General features: G+C 31.5%; 22 protein-coding genes. All 22 read left to right on the top strand.

Annotated features, from left to right (window positions below; all coding sequences use genetic code 11):
• Positions 1-78 precede the first annotated feature (78 nt).
• Positions 79-408, top strand: coding sequence for an ArsR/SmtB family transcription factor (locus tag H574_RS0100880; protein WP_027878724.1), 330 nt, complete (start codon positions 79-81; stop codon positions 406-408).
• Between the two features lie 12 nt (positions 409-420).
• Entirely contained in the window at positions 421-900 is a 480-nt protein-coding gene (locus H574_RS0100875; RefSeq protein WP_027878723.1) for a DUF6428 family protein, read from the top strand.
• An 18-nt stretch (positions 901-918) separates the two neighbouring features.
• Positions 919-1,527 carry an arsenate-mycothiol transferase ArsC gene (locus H574_RS0100870; RefSeq protein ID WP_027878722.1) on the top strand — a complete coding sequence of 203 codons (609 nt, stop codon included), beginning with the start codon at positions 919-921 and terminating at the stop codon, positions 1,525-1,527.
• A gap of 25 nt (positions 1,528-1,552) precedes the next feature.
• Positions 1,553-2,206 (top strand): MIP/aquaporin family protein, encoded by a 654-nt coding sequence (locus tag H574_RS0100865; RefSeq protein WP_027878721.1) that lies wholly within the window; start codon positions 1,553-1,555, stop codon positions 2,204-2,206.
• A gap of 83 nt (positions 2,207-2,289) precedes the next feature.
• The gene (locus H574_RS0100860) at positions 2,290-2,949 is read left to right on the top strand and encodes a TetR family transcriptional regulator C-terminal domain-containing protein (protein ID WP_027878720.1); all 660 of its coding nucleotides are present in this window, start codon (positions 2,290-2,292) and stop codon (positions 2,947-2,949) included.
• An 11-nt stretch (positions 2,950-2,960) separates the two neighbouring features.
• Positions 2,961-4,274, top strand: coding sequence for an ABC1 kinase family protein (locus H574_RS0100855; protein ID WP_027878719.1), 1,314 nt, complete (start codon positions 2,961-2,963; stop codon positions 4,272-4,274).
• Positions 4,274-4,909: a flavin reductase family protein gene (locus H574_RS0100850; RefSeq protein WP_027878718.1), complete on the top strand. Its 636-nt coding sequence runs from the start codon at positions 4,274-4,276 to the stop codon at positions 4,907-4,909. The genes H574_RS0100855 and H574_RS0100850 overlap by 1 nt, the downstream gene beginning before the upstream one ends.
• 34 nt (positions 4,910-4,943) lie before the next feature.
• Complete coding sequence (locus tag H574_RS0100845) at positions 4,944-6,368, top strand: SDR family oxidoreductase (RefSeq protein WP_027878717.1); 1,425 nt, start codon at positions 4,944-4,946, stop codon at positions 6,366-6,368.
• A 4-nt stretch (positions 6,369-6,372) separates the two neighbouring features.
• Positions 6,373-6,510 carry a DUF2256 domain-containing protein gene (locus H574_RS14515; protein WP_205619335.1) on the top strand — a complete coding sequence of 46 codons (138 nt, stop codon included), beginning with the start codon at positions 6,373-6,375 and terminating at the stop codon, positions 6,508-6,510.
• Entirely contained in the window at positions 6,483-7,793 is a 1,311-nt protein-coding gene (locus H574_RS0100835; RefSeq protein WP_027878716.1) for a DASH family cryptochrome, read from the top strand. The genes H574_RS14515 and H574_RS0100835 overlap by 28 nt, the downstream gene beginning before the upstream one ends.
• A 48-nt stretch (positions 7,794-7,841) precedes the next feature.
• The gene (locus tag H574_RS0100830) at positions 7,842-9,374 is read left to right on the top strand and encodes a cryptochrome/photolyase family protein (RefSeq protein WP_027878715.1); all 1,533 of its coding nucleotides are present in this window, start codon (positions 7,842-7,844) and stop codon (positions 9,372-9,374) included.
• Positions 9,374-10,858 (top strand): cryptochrome/deoxyribodipyrimidine photo-lyase family protein, encoded by a 1,485-nt coding sequence (locus H574_RS0100825; RefSeq protein WP_027878714.1) that lies wholly within the window; start codon positions 9,374-9,376, stop codon positions 10,856-10,858. The genes H574_RS0100830 and H574_RS0100825 overlap by 1 nt, the downstream gene beginning before the upstream one ends.
• Before the next feature lie 106 nt (positions 10,859-10,964).
• Entirely contained in the window at positions 10,965-11,399 is a 435-nt protein-coding gene (locus H574_RS0100820; protein WP_027878713.1) for a hypothetical protein, read from the top strand.
• On the top strand, positions 11,392-11,670 hold the full coding sequence (locus tag H574_RS0100815) for a TIGR03643 family protein (RefSeq protein ID WP_027878712.1): 279 nt from the start codon (positions 11,392-11,394) through the stop codon (positions 11,668-11,670). Before H574_RS0100820 ends, H574_RS0100815 begins: the two co-directional genes overlap by 8 nt.
• Positions 11,671-11,728: 58 nt before the next feature.
• A complete protein-coding gene (folE, locus tag H574_RS0100810) occupies positions 11,729-12,424 on the top strand; it encodes a GTP cyclohydrolase I FolE (RefSeq protein WP_027878711.1) in 696 nt (231 codons plus the stop codon).
• Between the two features lie 3 nt (positions 12,425-12,427).
• The gene (locus H574_RS0100805; RefSeq protein ID WP_027878710.1) at positions 12,428-12,649 is read left to right on the top strand and encodes a hypothetical protein; all 222 of its coding nucleotides are present in this window, start codon (positions 12,428-12,430) and stop codon (positions 12,647-12,649) included.
• A gap of 2 nt (positions 12,650-12,651) precedes the next feature.
• The gene (locus tag H574_RS0100800) at positions 12,652-13,335 is read left to right on the top strand and encodes an SDR family NAD(P)-dependent oxidoreductase (RefSeq protein ID WP_027878709.1); all 684 of its coding nucleotides are present in this window, start codon (positions 12,652-12,654) and stop codon (positions 13,333-13,335) included.
• 5 nt (positions 13,336-13,340) lie between these two features.
• A complete protein-coding gene (locus H574_RS0100795) occupies positions 13,341-13,880 on the top strand; it encodes a glutathione peroxidase (protein WP_027878708.1) in 540 nt (179 codons plus the stop codon).
• A 4-nt stretch (positions 13,881-13,884) separates the two neighbouring features.
• Positions 13,885-14,055: a Lacal_2735 family protein gene (locus H574_RS14615; protein ID WP_036226876.1), complete on the top strand. Its 171-nt coding sequence runs from the start codon at positions 13,885-13,887 to the stop codon at positions 14,053-14,055.
• Positions 14,048-14,509 carry a TspO/MBR family protein gene (locus H574_RS0100785; RefSeq protein ID WP_027878707.1) on the top strand — a complete coding sequence of 154 codons (462 nt, stop codon included), beginning with the start codon at positions 14,048-14,050 and terminating at the stop codon, positions 14,507-14,509. Before H574_RS14615 ends, H574_RS0100785 begins: the two co-directional genes overlap by 8 nt.
• A 31-nt stretch (positions 14,510-14,540) precedes the next feature.
• Complete coding sequence (locus H574_RS0100780) at positions 14,541-15,002, top strand: SRPBCC family protein (RefSeq protein ID WP_027878706.1); 462 nt, start codon at positions 14,541-14,543, stop codon at positions 15,000-15,002.
• A gap of 71 nt (positions 15,003-15,073) precedes the next feature.
• Entirely contained in the window at positions 15,074-16,378 is a 1,305-nt protein-coding gene (locus tag H574_RS0100775) for a cryptochrome/photolyase family protein (protein WP_027878705.1), read from the top strand.
• Positions 16,379-16,435 lie beyond the last annotated feature (57 nt).

The raw sequence follows: 16,435 nt of genomic DNA, 5'->3' as shown, positions 1-16,435 counted from the left end.
AACTTAAAAAGATAAAAAATCTTGTCCCAAAATATTATTAATCGTAATATTGCTATAAACAAATATACAAATATAATTATGGGATTAATTAAAGCAGAAATGTTTACAGAAGAACAAAATCAATTAGCCTTATATTTTAAAGCTTTTGGTCATCCTGCACGTGTAGCAATTATTCAGCATTTATTTAAAATTAACACTTGTGTTTGTGGTGATTTGGTAGATGTTATTGGACTAGCTCAACCTACAATTTCTCAGCACTTAAAAGAATTAAAAAAATTAGGACTAATTCAAGGAACTATTGAAGGGACAAGTGTTTGTTACTGTATAAATCAAGATAATTGGACAAAAATGAAAAACACTTTAACCGCTTTTCTAGACGCAGAAACTAACACTAACTCTTGTTGTTAAAAAATAAATATTATGACATTATCAGAAGTTAAAAAACATTTAAAAAATCTAGACACTATTGCGTTTATATTACCCGATGGTAGTTTAGTACCTAACCATTTTCATGTAACAGAAGTTGGTAAAACCACAAAACATTTTATTGATTGTGGCGGAACTGTTAGACAAGAAAAAAAGGTAAATTTTCAACTATGGAATGCCAATGATTACGATCACAGACTACATACTGAAAAATTAATTCATATTATCGAATTATCAGAAGATATTTTTAATCTAAAAGATCTTGAGATTGAAGTCGAATATCAAGGTGAGCAAAGCATTCAGAAATTTGGTTTAGACTTTAAAGACGGTCAATTTTTGTTAACCTCTACACAAACAAATTGTCTTGCTAAGGATAAATGTGGTATTCCTGAAAAACAATTACCAAAACCAAAAGTTAAACTTGCAGATTTAAATAACGAGCCTTGTTGCTCTCCAGACGGAAACTGCTGCTAATAATTTTCTATTATAATTATGAATACTCAAATCGAAGATTATATTAACGCATTAGATATTGATACAATATCTAATGACAGAAAAGAGACTTTAAAACCACTTGTAACTTATATAAAAGATAAAGCAACTAAAAAATTACCAATTACAATTAATTTTATTTGTACACACAACTCTAGACGTAGCCATCTATCCCAAATTTGGGCACAAACAATTGCAAACTTTTATAATATTGAAAATGTAACTTGTTTTTCTGGTGGTACTGAAGCTACAGCAATGTATCCAAAAGTTGCAGAGACTTTGCAAAATACTGGATTTGATATCGAGAAAATTTCAGAAGGAAACAATCCTATTTACACCATTAAATATGATCAAAACTCACATCCTATAATAGGGTTTTCTAAAACTTACGGAGACAATTTTAATCCAAAATCTAATTTTGCTGCTATCATGACTTGCTCTCAAGCAGATGATGGCTGCCCTTTTATTGCTGGTGCAGAAAAACGCATACCTATAACTTACGAAGACCCAAAATTATTTGACAATACCGATTTGCAAGACGAAAAATATTTAGAACGTTCTTATCAAATTGCTACTGAAATGAAATACGTTTTTCAAAAAATAATTTAATCTTTACCAGAAATTAAAATTATAAATGAAGAAATATATAGCAGAAACTATTGGTACTTTCGGAATGATTTTTTGTGGTTGTGGCGCAATGACAATTGACGAAATTACCAATGGTAGCATATCTCACGTTGGTGTGGCTTCCGTTTGGGGATTAATTGTAATGGCAATGATTTATGCATTTGGCGCGACGTCTGGTGCGCATTTTAACCCTGCAGTTTCCATTGGGTTTGCGGTTGCAAAAAAGTTTTCTTGGAAAGAAGTTCCTAAGTATTTTTTATTTCAACTAATTGGTGCAATTGTAGCAATTGCTTTACTATGGTTTTTATTTCCAGACAGTAAAACTTTGGGGGAAAGTATTCCCGCAACTGGTTTTCCTGATTATAAGGCTGCAATTTTAGAGTTTATTCTCACCTTTATATTAATGACAGTAATCATCCACATCTCTACAGGAAGTAAAGAAGTTGGTACTATGGCTGGTATCGCAGTTGGTGGTGTTATTTTATTAGAAGCTATGTTTGCTGGACCAATGACAAAAGCCTCTATGAATCCTGTTCGCACCATCGCTCCTGCTCTATTTACAGGACACTTTTCTCATGTTCTTTTATACATTTTAGCACATATTTTGGGTGCTATTTCTGCAGTAATCCTTCATAATTCTTTTAAGACAAAAAATTCATAATACAAAGTCTTGTTAAATTTTGTTTAACTATTACTAAAATAAGTTAAACATTTTATATCTTTATGCTATTAAATTTCACAGTAATGGCAAAAAAGAAAAATATAACAGCTAGTAACATCATCTCATTTTACATGGATTATGTACTAGAACATAACCAACAACCTAAATCTGTTTATGCTTTTTCGAAAGAAAACAATTTTGAAGAAGCTAAATTCTACGAGCATTTCGGTAATTTTGAAGCTATAGAAAAAGGTATTTTTAAAGCCTTTTACCAAAATACAATCACTGCATTACATGCTAGCGAAGATTACCAAAATTTCGAACCTCGTAATAAACTATTAAGTTTTTACTTCACTTTTTTCGAAAACCTAACAGCTAACAGAAGCTACGTTATTTATGCTCTTAATCAGCATAAAAACAAGCTTAAAAACTATGTGGTTTTAAAAGATTTAAAATCGCATTTTACGCACTACATTTCAGAATTAGGTATAGAGCTTATCGAAACTAAACAAGAGCAAATTGATAAACTTCAACAAAAAAGTTTAAAAGAATCTGCTTGGATGCAATTATTATTAACCATCAAATTTTGGATGGATGATACGTCTCCATCTTTTGAAAAAACAGACATTTTCATAGAAAAATCTGTCAATACAAGTTTTGATGTATTAGACGTTGCTCCAATAAAAAGCCTAATAGATTTCGGAAAGTTTATTTATAAAGAAAAATTTCAAATGAACTCTTAATTCTCATTCTATTGAAAACTATAGACAAAATACCTGTTTCAAAAATATCTCGTGCAACCAAATTAGTATCTACAGGTGCTAAAGTTGGTGTTAATTACCTAAAATATTATGGTGATAAGATTACAAAATCAGAAGTTGAAGCTAAAGAACGTTTAAACAAAAACAACGCAGACGATATTTACGACAGTTTAAAACAACTTAAAGGAAGTGCTTTAAAAGTGGCTCAAATGCTTAGTATGGAAAAAAGCATTTTACCACAAGCCTATGTAGAAAAATTTTCGTTAGCACAATTTTCTGTACCGCCACTATCGGCTCCTTTAGTTAAGAAGACTTTTAAAAAATATTTCGGTCAATTACCAAGTCAAATCTTTGACACCTTCAATCTAAATTCGGTTAATGCAGCTAGTATTGGACAAGTGCATTTAGCAGAAAAGGATGGGAAAAAACTTGCTGTGAAAATTCAATATCCTGGTGTCGCAGAAAGCATTTCTAGCGATTTGGCTTTGGTAAAACCTATTGCTATTAAAATGTTTAATATTAAAGGAAAAGATAGTGATAAATACTTTAAAGAAGTCGAAAATAAATTAGTAGAAGAAACTAACTACATACTAGAAGTTAAGCAAAGTAAAGAAATTGTAAATGCATGTAAACACATTCCTAACCTTAAATTTCCTGAGTATTACGAAGATTTGTCTTCAGAGCGTATCATTACTATGGATTGGATGGAAGGCGAACACCTTTCCGAATTTACTGCACACAATACCAATCAAGAAGTAGCAAATAAAATAGGTCAAGCACTATGGGATTTTTACATGTACCAAATGCATGTACTTAAAAAAGTACACGCAGATCCGCATCCCGGAAACTTTTTAGTGTCTAAAAATGGCGAACTTATCGCGTTAGACTTTGGTTGTATGAAAATAGTACCTGAAGATTTTTACACACCATATTTTGAATTGGCAAAAAAAGAAAGTCTTGAAAACAAAGATATTTTCACTAAAAAAATGTTCGAATTAGAAATATTAAGAGAAGATGATAGCCAAGAAGAATTAGACTTCTTCTCTGAAATGTTTCATGAATTGTTAAGCCTATTCACCAAACCTTTTCATGTGGATACTTTTGATTTTTCTGATCCTGAATTTTTTAATGCTATTTCAGAAATGGGACAACGTTACAGTAAAAATACAGAGTTAAGAAAAATGAATGGTAATCGCGGATCTAAGCATTTTATTTACATCAACCGTACGTTTTTTGGATTGTACAATTTAATGTTCGATTTAAAGGCAAAAGACATCAAAATCAACAACTTTCAAAATTTAAAATAATGAAGCATTTCAGTAAAAAACATATCGAAGAAATGCATCATTTATACCGCATTAATCTTATAAATAGTGTCTCTGGATTTAAAAGCGCTAATCTAATTGGCACAAAATCTAAGGATAATATCGAGAATGTTGCAGTATTTAGTTCGGTAACGCATGTTGGTAGCAATCCGCCGCTTTTAGGCTTTTTTTGTAGACCAACAACCGTTTTACGCAACACTTACGAAAACATCAAATCGACTGGTGTTTACACGATTAATCATATTCATAAATCAATAATTGAAGATGCGCATCATACATCTGCTAAATACGATGCTAATATTTCAGAATTTGAAGTTACTAATCTCAATTCAGAATATAAAAATGAATGTTTTGCACCTTTTGTAAAAAATGCGCCTGTTCAGCTTCAAATGAAATTTGTTCAAGAGTATTTCATTAAAGAAAACGATACTATTCTTGTTTTAGGTGAAATTGAAAATCTTTTCATTAATGATAATTTATTAGAAAGTGATGGCTTTGTAAACCTATCTAAAGCAGAAATTGCAACTATTAACGGATTAGACACTTACGCTATTCCTACTTTAGAAAAACGCTTAGAATACCAAAGACCTAAACCATCTTTAGCTAACAATCAATAAATGTAATTATCTATAGACAAAAAAACCAAAACCTATGAGAATATTAGTAACAGGAGCAACAGGTTACATTGGTAAGCGTATTATTCCGTTACTTTTAGATCAAGGTCATACGGTAGTTTGCGCTGTACGCGGAAAATTACGTACGGAAAAAGCATATTCAGATGAAGAAAATCTTCATGTTGTAGAAGCAGATTTTTTAAAACCAGACACCTTACAAAACATACCTAAAGACATAGACGCTGCGTATTATTTAATACATTCTATGTCAAATTCTGTAGACAAGTTTCATAAGTTAGAAGAAGAATGTGCGCTAAACTTCAAAAATTATATCGAAACGACTAACGTAAAACAAGTTATCTACCTTAGCGGAATTACCAACGACACCAAACTCTCAAAACATTTATTATCCAGAAAAAATGTAGAAGACACTTTAAAATCTAATGTTTATGCATTAACCGTTTTTAAAGCAGGAATTATTGTTGGTTCTGGTAGTGCTAGTTTCGAAATTATTAGAGATTTAGTCGAAAAACTTCCCATAATGATCGCACCAAAATGGTTAAACACCAAAACACAACCTATTGGTGTAAGAGATGTTTTAGCGTTTTTAACTAAAGGACTTGGTAAACAAGAATTGTACAACACATCTCATGATATTTTTGGTCCAGAAATTATGACTTACAAGCAAATGCTGTTACAATTTGCAGACATAAGAAAATTAAAAAGATACATCATTACTGTTCCGGTAATGACGCCAAAACTGTCAAGCTACTGGCTATATTTTGTAACATCAACATCTTACAAATTAGCCTCTTCTTTAGTAAATAGTATGGGTATAGAAATTATAGGAGAAAAAAGTAACATCAATCAATTTTTGGACATTAAACCTATAACATATAAAGAGGCTGTAAAAGTAGCTTTTGCTAAAATTGAAGGAAATGAAATTGTCTCTAGCTGGAAAGACGCCTTTATAAGTAGCCGAAACAAAAAAAGAGTATCAACCAAATACCTTAAAGTTCCAAAATTTGGATGCTTTAAAGATATCAAAGAACGACGCGTAAAAGATGAAAACCGAACGCTTGAAAAAATTTGGGCAATTGGTGGCGAAAATGGATGGTATTACGGTACTACACTTTGGAAAATTAGAGGTTATTTAGATAAACTAGTAGGTGGTATTGGTTTACGTCGTGGTCGTACCAATAAAACTGATATTAAAACTGGTGATGCCTTAGATTTTTGGCGTGTATTATTAGCAGATAAAGAACAAAAACGCCTTATCCTTTTTGCCGAAATGAAATTACCTGGCGAAGCTTGGTTAGAGTTTCAAGTCGCAAAAGGTAAAGTTTACCAACGCGCTACCTTTAGACCACGCGGTCTATGGGGAAGACTCTATTGGTATAGTGTTTTACCGTTTCATGGATTTATTTTTAACGGAATGATAAATAAACTAGCCAATGCCTAAAGGAATAGCTAAACAACACTTGCCAACAAAAATTTGTCCCGTTTGCCAACTACCATTTACATGGAGAAAAAAATGGGAGAAAAATTGGGATAATGTAAAATATTGTAGCGAAAAATGCAGAAAGAACAAAACACAAGCCTAATTTGGTTTAGAAACGATTTAAGAATTCACGATAACGCGTCATTAACTAATGCTATTAATAGTCATAATCGTGTCATAGCTTTATATTGCTTTGATCCAAGACAATTTGAAGTAGATCAATTTGGCTTTAAAAAAACCGAAAAATATAGAGCTAAATTTTTAATAGAAACCGTAACCGATTTAAAAAACAATCTAGCTCTAATTAATATTCCATTATTTGTTTATACAATAAAACCAGAAAATTGTATTCCTAATTTGGTAGAAAACTATCAAATAAACAATATTTTTTTACAAGAAGAATGGACGCAAGAAGAAGTCGCTGTGTTCAATAAGGTGAAAGAAAAGTTGCCTGAACACATTCAGATTTCAACAAATTACAATCAGTTTTTATATCATCCAGAAGATATTCCTTTCAATATAAAACAACTACCTAAAGTCTTCACAGAATTTAGAAAAGCTTGTGAAAAAAGAAGTGAAATTAAACAAGAAACTTCTTCATCAACAGAAAAAGTAAATAAAGAAAGTATAGAAAACCTAACTTCAATTCCATCACTTTCTGATTTAGGTTTTATAGATTTTGAAGTGCATCCAAATTCAGCGTTTCCTTTTAAAGGTGGAGAAACTGATGCTTTACAACGTTTAGAAGACTACTTTTTCAACTCGAAAAAATTAGGTGTCTATAAAAAAACAAGAAATGGATTGATTGGCAAAGATTTTAGTTCCAAATTTTCACCTTGGTTAGCCAATGGAAGCATTTCTGCTAAACATATTTACTACCAAGTCAAGCAGTTTGAGAAAGCACATTTTAAAAACGATTCTACCTATTGGCTTATTTTTGAGCTTATTTGGCGCGAATATTTTAAATATGTGTCTCTAAAATTTGGTAATCAGATTTTTAAAATCGGCGGAATTTTAAACAAAGATTACCAATGGTCTAAAAATCAGCAAAAAATTAACGACTGGATAAACGGTAAAACGCCTGAACCTTTTGTTAATGCAAACATGATTGAACTTAAAAAAACAGGTTGGATGAGTAATCGTGGCAGACAAAATGTAGCGAGTTACTTCGCTAAGTCTATGGAACTAGATTGGCGCATTGGTGCAGCGTATTTTGAGAGTTTACTTCTCGATTACGATGTGCATAGCAATTACGGTAACTGGATGTATGTTGCTGGCGTTGGTAACGATCCAAGAGACCGAAAATTTAACGTCAAACTTCAAGCCGACCGCTACGATAGTAACGGTAAATACCAACGTTTGTGGTTGCAAGACACTTTATTTTAAAACACATTTATGTTAGTCTGAGCACAGTCGAAGACTAAAAAAGAATTCATGAAAGCACTTAGACTTATACTAGGCGATCAATTAAACAGCAAACACAGTTGGTATAAAAACAATGATAAAAATGTAGTGTATTGTCTATTTGAAATGCGTCAAGAAACCGATTATGTCACGCATCATATTCAAAAAATAATTGGCTTTTTTGCAGCAATGCGTGCGTTTTCAAATCTCTTAAAAGACAACAATTTTAACGTAGACTATTACAAACTAGACGATAAAAACAACACGCAAGATTTAGTAGAAAATTTAAAACAGCTCATAAAAAAACATGAGATTGAAAAATTTGAATACCAATTACCAGATGAATATCGTGTAGACCAACAATTATCAGAGTTTTGTAAGTCTTTAGATATTGAATCTGAAGCGTTTTCAACAGAACATTTTTATACAGAACGCAGTGATTTAAAAAACTTCTTCAAAGGTAAAAAGCAATATTTAATGGAGAATTTTTACCGTGATATGCGTAAAAAGCACGACATTTTAATGGCTGGAAACCAACCTGAAGGCGGTAAATGGAACTACGACAAAAGTAATCGCAACAAATGGAAAGGCGAACACCAAATTCCGCCTTACAAATATTTTAAAAATGATGTTTCTGATATTGTTGAATTAATCAAAAAAAGTGACATCAAAACCATTGGCAAGTTTGATACTAAAACGTTTAGTTATCCAATTACCAGAGCACAAGCGTTATATCAACTTAAATATTTCTGTGAAGAATTATTGATTCATTTTGGCGATTATCAAGATGCCATGCATACGGAAGAAGTGTATTTATTCCATTCGCGACTGTCTTTTGCGATGAATATCAAGCTTATTTCAGCTAAAAATATTGTGGATACCGTTTTAAATTATTGGCGAAAACATGGTGACAATATTGACATTTCTCAAGTTGAAGGTTTTATTCGTCAAATTATTGGTTGGCGAGAGTATATGCGCGGTATGTATTGGGCTTTAATGCCAGAGTACAAAACCGAAAACCACTTGGAAAACACCAGCAAACTACCTGAATTTTATTGGACTGGAAATACTAAAATGAACTGCCTAAAAAATGCCATAACCAACAGTCTTGACAATGGTTACGCGCATCACATACAGCGTTTAATGGTGACTGGTAATTTTGCGTTGCTTGCACAAATTAACCCAGACGATGTTGATGCTTGGTATTTGGGTATTTATGTTGATGCTTTAGAATGGGTACAATTACCCAACACGCGTGGCATGAGTCAATTTGCTGATGGTGGAAAAATTGCCACAAAACCGTACGTTTCAAGCGGAAGTTACATCAATAAAATGAGTAATTATTGTGACGATTGCTATTATGATAAAAAGGAAAAATTAGGTGAAAAAGCGTGTCCGTTTAACAGCTTATACTGGAATTTTTTAGATGACAAACGCAGTATTTTAGGCAATAATCGTCGTATGGGAATGATGTACAGTTTACTTGATAAAATGGATAAAGACCAACTTGTAAACATCAAAAAACGTGCACAAAGTATAATTGAAAATCCTGACAATTTTTAATGAAAAACAACCTTAGCATCGTTTGGTTAAAACGCGACCTTCGTTTACAGGATAACGAAGCCATTACCAACGCCATAAACACCAAACAAAACGTGCTTTTCCTCTACACTTTCGAGGATTTTTTACTTCAAGATAAACATTACAGCCAACGTCATTGGGATTTTGTTAAACAGTCTTTACATGAAATAAATCATCAGTTAAAACCTTATAATTCCAAAGTTTTAATCGTCAATAATTCTATTGAAAATACAGTTGAGCAACTTCAAAATCAATTCAACATTACTCACGTGTTTTCACATATGGAAACAGGTATACTTTCAACTTTTAAAAGAGATATCGCTTTCGCGGAATTTTGCCGAACTCAACATATCACTTGGATAGAAAATATTAATAATGGCGTACAACGCGGACTTAGAAACCGCAACACTTGGTTTGAAGATTGGGATCATTTTATGATGCAACCAGAGTTTCAGTTTCAGCCAAAAAAAAATCAGTTATTAAGTATTGCTTCAGTTGAAGCATTAGAACTTCAGTTTAAAACTGTTTCAACAGAAACTATTCACAACAAAAATTTTCAAAAAGGTGGCACAACAATAGGAATAAAATACATGCAGTCTTTTTTCAATAATCGCTATAAAAACTACATGTTTCATATCTCGAAACCTTTAGAAGCCAGAACAGGTTGTAGTCGATTATCGCCTTACATTGCTTGGGGAAATTTATCCATAAAACAAGTTATTAATGCAGCTGGAATTGAAAGAGAAAAAGGTAAAAACAAGCGACATTTAAATGCGTTTGTATCACGTTTACGTTGGCAAGCACACTTTATCCAAAAGTTTGAAATGGAACATTCGATGGAATTTAAAAGTGTAAATAAAGGCTTTCATCAACTTAAAAAACCTGTAAACGTTGAATTACAAAATGCTTGGAAAGAAGGCAAAACAGGTTTTCCGTTAGTAGATGCTTGCATGCGCTGCTTAAATACTACGGGCTATTTAAACTTCAGAATGCGTGCTTTAGTGGTTTCATTTTTTACACATAATCTTTGGCAACCTTGGCAAGATTTAAGCGAATACTTAGCGAGTTTATTTTTAGATTTTGAACCAGGTATACATTATCCGCAAATACAAATGCAAGCTGGCGAAACGGGAATTAATATGCTACGCATTTACAATCCATTAAAAAATAGTTTAGAACACGATCCTGAAGGTAAATTTATAAAACAATGGGTTCCTGAATTGGCAAATTTAGAAACTCCGTTTATACATAATCCCAGTGAAATAACCTATTTTGATCAACAACTAACAGGCTTCATTTTAGGCAAACACTATCCTTTTCCTATAGTAAATGAAAAAGAAACACGAAAAAAAGCTAGTGATATATTATGGGGACTTAAAGATGATTTTTTAGTGAAACAAGAAAGCTATCGCATTTTAAAACGACATACTTTAAATGACCGTACAAAAATGCTTAATAACCCATAGATTTTAATTATTATGCATCAAAAAATAATATGTTAAATATTGTTTAACTTATTTTTTAAAAGATTAAACATTTTGTAAATTTGATTAGAATCTTAAAGTTTAACTATTGCTTTTTAACACTTCTTATACCGATAAAGAAATTACTAAACAAATTAATAATTTGGTGGGTAAGCCTTTTTCCTTTATTAAAGCTATAAAATTAAAAGGTATCGGTTCTAAACGTATGATAATTGACGAGGTTAGTCCTAACCTACATACCATAGTTAATTTAGTTAACGATATAAATTACGGTAGTATTGAATTAAGACCAAAAGGAATTTTGATTCATATTGGTAAAGGATTACAACGCTTTGCTTGGGTTATTCCATATTATAAACTAGTAATTTATAAAACAAATGGCGCAAGTATACATGCAGATGGAAAATTTATTCATTTTAGAAAAAATAAAACCTTTAAAGAAAATAAGCAATTTTTTAAAAAGCTATTAGATCAAAAAATAAATTTTGACAGTCAATTTTCAACAATACCATATAATGAATAAGAATTTTACGATAAGAGAAATTGATAGAATTATTGAAATGGCTTGGGAAGATCGAACTACCTTTGATGCTATTGCCTTTCAGTTTGGATTAAAAGAACAAGAAGTCATAAACCTTATGCGTAGAGAGATGAAACCTAGTAGTTTTAGACTTTGGCGCAAACGTGTACAAGGAAGAGCTACTAAACATCAAAAACTTAGATCTTTTGAAAGTGGAAGATTTAAATGCAGTAGACAAAAACAAATTACACACAATAAAATATCTAAACGTTAGATATTACAACCAATCTGCTTTGTTTCAATTATTGAAAACAGCAATTAAAAAAGATGCTATGAATAAAGAAAAATTAGTAACTCCAACCAACAGACACAAATTAAATGGATTTTCTATTGAAGACATCGGTGATGATCATTTATTTACCAGTCTAGAAACACCAATGAGAAATGATGCATTTAAAATTTCTGATGAAGAAAAAAAAGAACGTATCTCTATTCTTTTTGAAGAAATTATGGATGTTCTTGGTTTAGACCTAACCGACGATTCATTAAAAGGCACACCAAAACGTGTAGCAAAAATGTATGTTGAAGAAATCTTTTCTGGACTTAATCCTGCCAATAAGCCCAAAATAGCTTTGTTTGATAATAAATATCAGTATAACCAAATGCTAGTAGAAAAAGATATAACCTTTTATTCTAACTGCGAGCATCACTTTGTCCCAATTATAGGTAAAGCCCACGTAGCTTACATATCTTCAGGAAAAGTAATTGGTCTTTCTAAACTTAACAGAATTGTACAATATTATGCAAAAAGACCTCAAGTACAAGAACGTTTAACTAATCAAATTGGCGAAGATTTAAAACAAATTTTAAATACAGAAGACGTAGCAGTGATCATAGATGCTAAACATCTTTGTGTATCATCAAGAGGCGTAAAGGATGATACTTCTGCTACGGTTACAACTTTTTATAGTGGACAATTTACCAATCCACAAAAAATCTCAGAATTACAAAACTATTTAAAACAATAAGCTATGAGTACAATTGAAAAAGCATTAGAGTTTGAGCAAACTAGTTTAAGATCTTTATCTACTAGTGATCGTGTAAAATTATCAAGACAGGCAAAGTCATTAATCTTAGAATTAAATCAAATTTATAAGAAAAAGAAAGACGAAAAAATAATGGATTTAATGAAACGTTTAACCGCTATAAAACGTAAAGTAGAAAAACGTTTACCAACAACAGTAACTATATAACCATGGACCATTTAGTTATTATTGGCGGAAGTAAAGGTATAGGAAAAGCTATTACTAAAAGTTTTTTAGACACTCATAAAGTCACTAACATTAGCAGGAATAAGCCTGACTTTTCTCATGAAAATTTAACACACCATTCTTGTGATGTTTTAACTGATGATTTACCTGATATAGAAAACTTAGACCATCTAATTTATTGTCTTGGAAGTATCAATTTAAAACCTATCGGACGCTTAAAATTAGACGATTTTAGAGCCGATTTTGAAATCAACGTCATTGGTGCCGTAAAAGCGTTACAAAAATACACAGATTCTTTAAAGAAAGGGAATAACCCTTCTGTTGTATTATTTAGTACTGTTGCCACAAAGTTAGGTATGCCTTTTCACGCAAGCGTTGCTGCATCAAAAAGTGCTGTTGAAGGTTTAGTAAAATCTGTTGGTGCCGAATTGGCGCCAACTGTTAGAATAAACGCAGTTGCTCCAACTGTGACTAACACAGATTTAGCATCAAAACTTTTGCGTAACGAGAAGCAAGAAGAAAATATGCGAGAGCGTCATCCGTTAAAAAAATACCTACAACCAGAAGATGTTGCAAATATGGCTACATTTTTATGTTCTGATAAAGCGTCTTCTATCTCTGGACAAGTGTTTGATTTAGATTGTGGTATTGTAAGCTTTAAAATTTAGAACATATGAATGTTTTAAAAGCCTTTTTGTTAACATTATGTACTGTTTCAACCAAATCAGATTTGCAAAGCCAAACTTCTATTTACGACATAAACATTAATAGCTTACAGGGACAACCAATAGACTTTAAAGCATTTAAAGGCAAACACATTTTGTTTGTAAATGTTGCATCTAAATGTGGATTTACACCTCAATATGAAGACTTACAAAATCTTCATGATACTTATGGTGATAAAATTATAATAATAGGTGTTCCTTGTAACCAATTTGGAAACCAAGAACCAGGAAATAAAGACCAAATTATGTCTTTTTGCCAAGCTAATTACGGAGTTTCGTTTTTAATGACAGAAAAAATTGAAGTAAAAGGTACAAATAAGCATCCTTTGTATGCTTGGTTAACCCAGAAAGAAAAAAATGGAATAAAGAATTCTAAAGTAAAATGGAATTTCCAAAAATATTTAGTGGGTCCAGACGGACAGTTAATAGATTATTTTCTTTCGGTAACATCCCCAAAAAGCAATAAAATTTTAAAATATTTAAAGTAAAAAAATGTTTGGACTTTTTAAATCAAAATCTGAAGTAGAAAAACTACAAGTAAAATACGAAAAACTAATGCAAAAGTGGCATAAACTTTCAACTACCAATAGATCTAAAAGTGATGAAGTGTATGCAGAAGCTGAAGCTATTATGAATAAAATTGAATCCTTAAAAAATGAATAATCTTAAAAGATTTTTATTCTTCCTTTTTATAAATCTTGGTAGTTTAGGCTTAGGTAGTTTATTGATGAATAACGGACCAACATCAGAATGGTATTTAAATTTAAATAAAGCTCCATGGACGCCACCAGGTTGGCTATTTGGTGTAGCTTGGACGACTATTATGGTGTGTTTTTCTATCTATTTAACATACTTATTTTCTAAATTAAGCTCTAAAAACATTAAAATAGCCTTTAGTATTCAAGTCTTTTTAAACATTATTTGGAATTTCATTTTCTTCAACCAACATTTAATTTTATTAGGGTTAATTACGATAATACTACTAACTATTGTTGTTTTTTACATCTTTTTCAGCTTTAAAAACATAATGAAAACCAAAAGTTTACTCCTATTCCCTTATATGATTTGGTTACTAATTGCTACATCTTTAAATGCTTACATTCTAATAAATAATTAAAAGATTTCACTTTCGTGGAAAAACTTAAGCTATGAAAATATACAGATTACATCAAAAACAAAATTTACCAATCACAAAACAAGAAGCTTGGGATTTTTTGTCAGACCCTAAAAACTTAAAAGTCATCACGCCAGATTATATGGGATTTCATATACTTTCTGGAGCAGATAGACCAATGTTTGCAGGTCAAATCATTCAATATATTGTCACACCAGTTTTAGGGATTAAAACAAAATGGGTAACGGAAATTACTCATGTTATTGATGGTGAATATTTTGTAGATGAACAACGTTTTGGACCATATTCATTGTGGCATCATAAGCATTTTATTAAAGAAATTGATGGTGGCGTAGAAATGGAAGACATTATAGATTACAAAATCCCAATGGGCATATTAGGACAATTAGTGCATCCTATTTTAGTTAAACCAAAGCTTAAAGAAATCTTTGATTATCGTACAAAAAAACTAGAAGAATTATTTGGTAAATTTTAATCAGACAGACAAAAACACTAACTTTAAATACTTACAACTCTAGACACTTTAACTACTTTAAGTACTAACAAATGAAACAACCTTTAAATATATTCTGGTTTAGACGTGACCTAAGATTAGACGATAACGTAGGCTTTTACAATGCTCTAAAAGCAGACAAACCTGTGTTACCAATCTTTATCTTTGATAAAGAAATTTTAAACGAACTACCAGAAGATGACGCAAGAGTAACTTTCATTTTTAATACGTTGCAAAGCATGCGAAATACACTTCAAGATGAACGTGACAGTAGTATTGCAATATATTACAGTACTCCAAAAGAAGTTTTTAAACAGTTAGTTGAAGATTACGAAATAGATACGGTTTACACCAATCACGATTATGAGCCTTACGCCAAGACACGTGATACAGAAATTGAAACCATCTTATCTGAAAATGACATCAATTTTAAAACCTTTAAAGACCAAGTTATCTTTGAAAAAGACGAAGTTGTTAAGCAAGATGGCGATCCATACGTTGTTTACACGCCATATATGCGTACCTGGAAAGAAAAATTTAAAAACCACGACCTCAACATCTATTACACTAACGAGTATTTAGACAATTTGGTAAAAAATACAAGATTGCCAAACTTAACGCTTTCTGATATGGGATTTAAAACGTCTTCACAAAAAATTGCAGATTACACAGTAACACCAACGTTAATCCAAGAATACGAAGACAAAAGAAATTTTCCTGCCAAAGATGCGACTTCAAAACTTGGTCCGCATCTACGATTTGGTACGGTTAGCGTGCGTAAAATGGTTAAAAAAGCAATTGCAGAAAAAAACGAAATCTTTTGGCAAGAGTTAATTTGGCGCGAGTTTTTTATGCAAATTTTATGGCATTATCCAAAAACGCAAACCAATGCGTTTAAATCTAAATACGATAACATAAAATGGCGTAATAATAAAGAAGAATTTGAAGCTTGGAAAACAGGAAATACAGGTTACCCATTAGTAGATGCTGGTATGCGCGAACTAAACGAAACTGGTTTTATGCACAACCGTGTACGTATGTTGGTTGGTAGCTTTTTATGTAAACATTTATTAATAGATTGGCGTTGGGGCGAAGCCTATTTTGCCGAAAAATTACACGATTACGAAATGGCAAGTAACGTTGGCAACTGGCAATGGGTTGCAGGTTCTGGTGTAGATGCAGCGCCTTACTTTAGAATTTTTAATCCAACCACACAAATTGATAAGTTTGATAAAGAACATAAGTATATAAAAAAATGGGTTCCAGAATATCAAGACCAAAAATATACTAAGCCAATTGTAGATCATAAAGAAGCTAGGGAGCGCTGTTTAAAAGTTTACAAAGAAGCGGTATCCTAGAAAAATTATTAAATAAAAAAGCATCTAAATTAAAATTAGATGCTTTTTATTTTTTTA

The sequence above is a fragment of the Mesoflavibacter zeaxanthinifaciens DSM 18436 genome (assembly GCF_000422365.1).
GTDB lineage: Bacteria > Bacteroidota > Bacteroidia > Flavobacteriales > Flavobacteriaceae > Mesoflavibacter > Mesoflavibacter zeaxanthinifaciens.
Note: the sequence above shows the minus strand (reverse complement) of the source record. Positions and strands in the feature narration are given on the sequence as shown.

What these genes read in the sequence shown, in the direction of transcription:
- H574_RS0100865 (WP_027878721.1), top strand. Translation starts at nt 1,553, where the DNA reads ATGAAGAAATATATAGCAGAAACTATTGGTACTTTCGGAATGATTTTT.
- H574_RS0100835 (WP_027878716.1), top strand. Translation starts at nt 6,483, where the DNA reads ATGCAGAAAGAACAAAACACAAGCCTAATTTGGTTTAGAAACGATTTA.
- H574_RS0100795 (WP_027878708.1), top strand. Translation starts at nt 13,341, where the DNA reads ATGAATGTTTTAAAAGCCTTTTTGTTAACATTATGTACTGTTTCAACC.
- H574_RS0100830 (WP_027878715.1), top strand. Translation starts at nt 7,842, where the DNA reads ATGAAAGCACTTAGACTTATACTAGGCGATCAATTAAACAGCAAACAC.
- H574_RS0100815 (WP_027878712.1), top strand. Translation starts at nt 11,392, where the DNA reads ATGAATAAGAATTTTACGATAAGAGAAATTGATAGAATTATTGAAATG.
- H574_RS0100800 (WP_027878709.1), top strand. Translation starts at nt 12,652, where the DNA reads ATGGACCATTTAGTTATTATTGGCGGAAGTAAAGGTATAGGAAAAGCT.
- folE (WP_027878711.1), top strand. Translation starts at nt 11,729, where the DNA reads ATGAATAAAGAAAAATTAGTAACTCCAACCAACAGACACAAATTAAAT.
- H574_RS0100825 (WP_027878714.1), top strand. Translation starts at nt 9,374, where the DNA reads ATGAAAAACAACCTTAGCATCGTTTGGTTAAAACGCGACCTTCGTTTA.
- H574_RS14615 (WP_036226876.1), top strand. Translation starts at nt 13,885, where the DNA reads ATGTTTGGACTTTTTAAATCAAAATCTGAAGTAGAAAAACTACAAGTA.
- H574_RS0100870 (WP_027878722.1), top strand. Translation starts at nt 919, where the DNA reads ATGAATACTCAAATCGAAGATTATATTAACGCATTAGATATTGATACA.
- H574_RS0100880 (WP_027878724.1), top strand. Translation starts at nt 79, where the DNA reads ATGGGATTAATTAAAGCAGAAATGTTTACAGAAGAACAAAATCAATTA.
- H574_RS0100780 (WP_027878706.1), top strand. Translation starts at nt 14,541, where the DNA reads ATGAAAATATACAGATTACATCAAAAACAAAATTTACCAATCACAAAA.
- H574_RS0100850 (WP_027878718.1), top strand. Translation starts at nt 4,274, where the DNA reads ATGAAGCATTTCAGTAAAAAACATATCGAAGAAATGCATCATTTATAC.
- H574_RS0100845 (WP_027878717.1), top strand. Translation starts at nt 4,944, where the DNA reads ATGAGAATATTAGTAACAGGAGCAACAGGTTACATTGGTAAGCGTATT.
- H574_RS0100875 (WP_027878723.1), top strand. Translation starts at nt 421, where the DNA reads ATGACATTATCAGAAGTTAAAAAACATTTAAAAAATCTAGACACTATT.
- H574_RS0100860 (WP_027878720.1), top strand. Translation starts at nt 2,290, where the DNA reads ATGGCAAAAAAGAAAAATATAACAGCTAGTAACATCATCTCATTTTAC.
- H574_RS0100775 (WP_027878705.1), top strand. Translation starts at nt 15,074, where the DNA reads ATGAAACAACCTTTAAATATATTCTGGTTTAGACGTGACCTAAGATTA.
- H574_RS0100805 (WP_027878710.1), top strand. Translation starts at nt 12,428, where the DNA reads ATGAGTACAATTGAAAAAGCATTAGAGTTTGAGCAAACTAGTTTAAGA.
- H574_RS0100785 (WP_027878707.1), top strand. Translation starts at nt 14,048, where the DNA reads ATGAATAATCTTAAAAGATTTTTATTCTTCCTTTTTATAAATCTTGGT.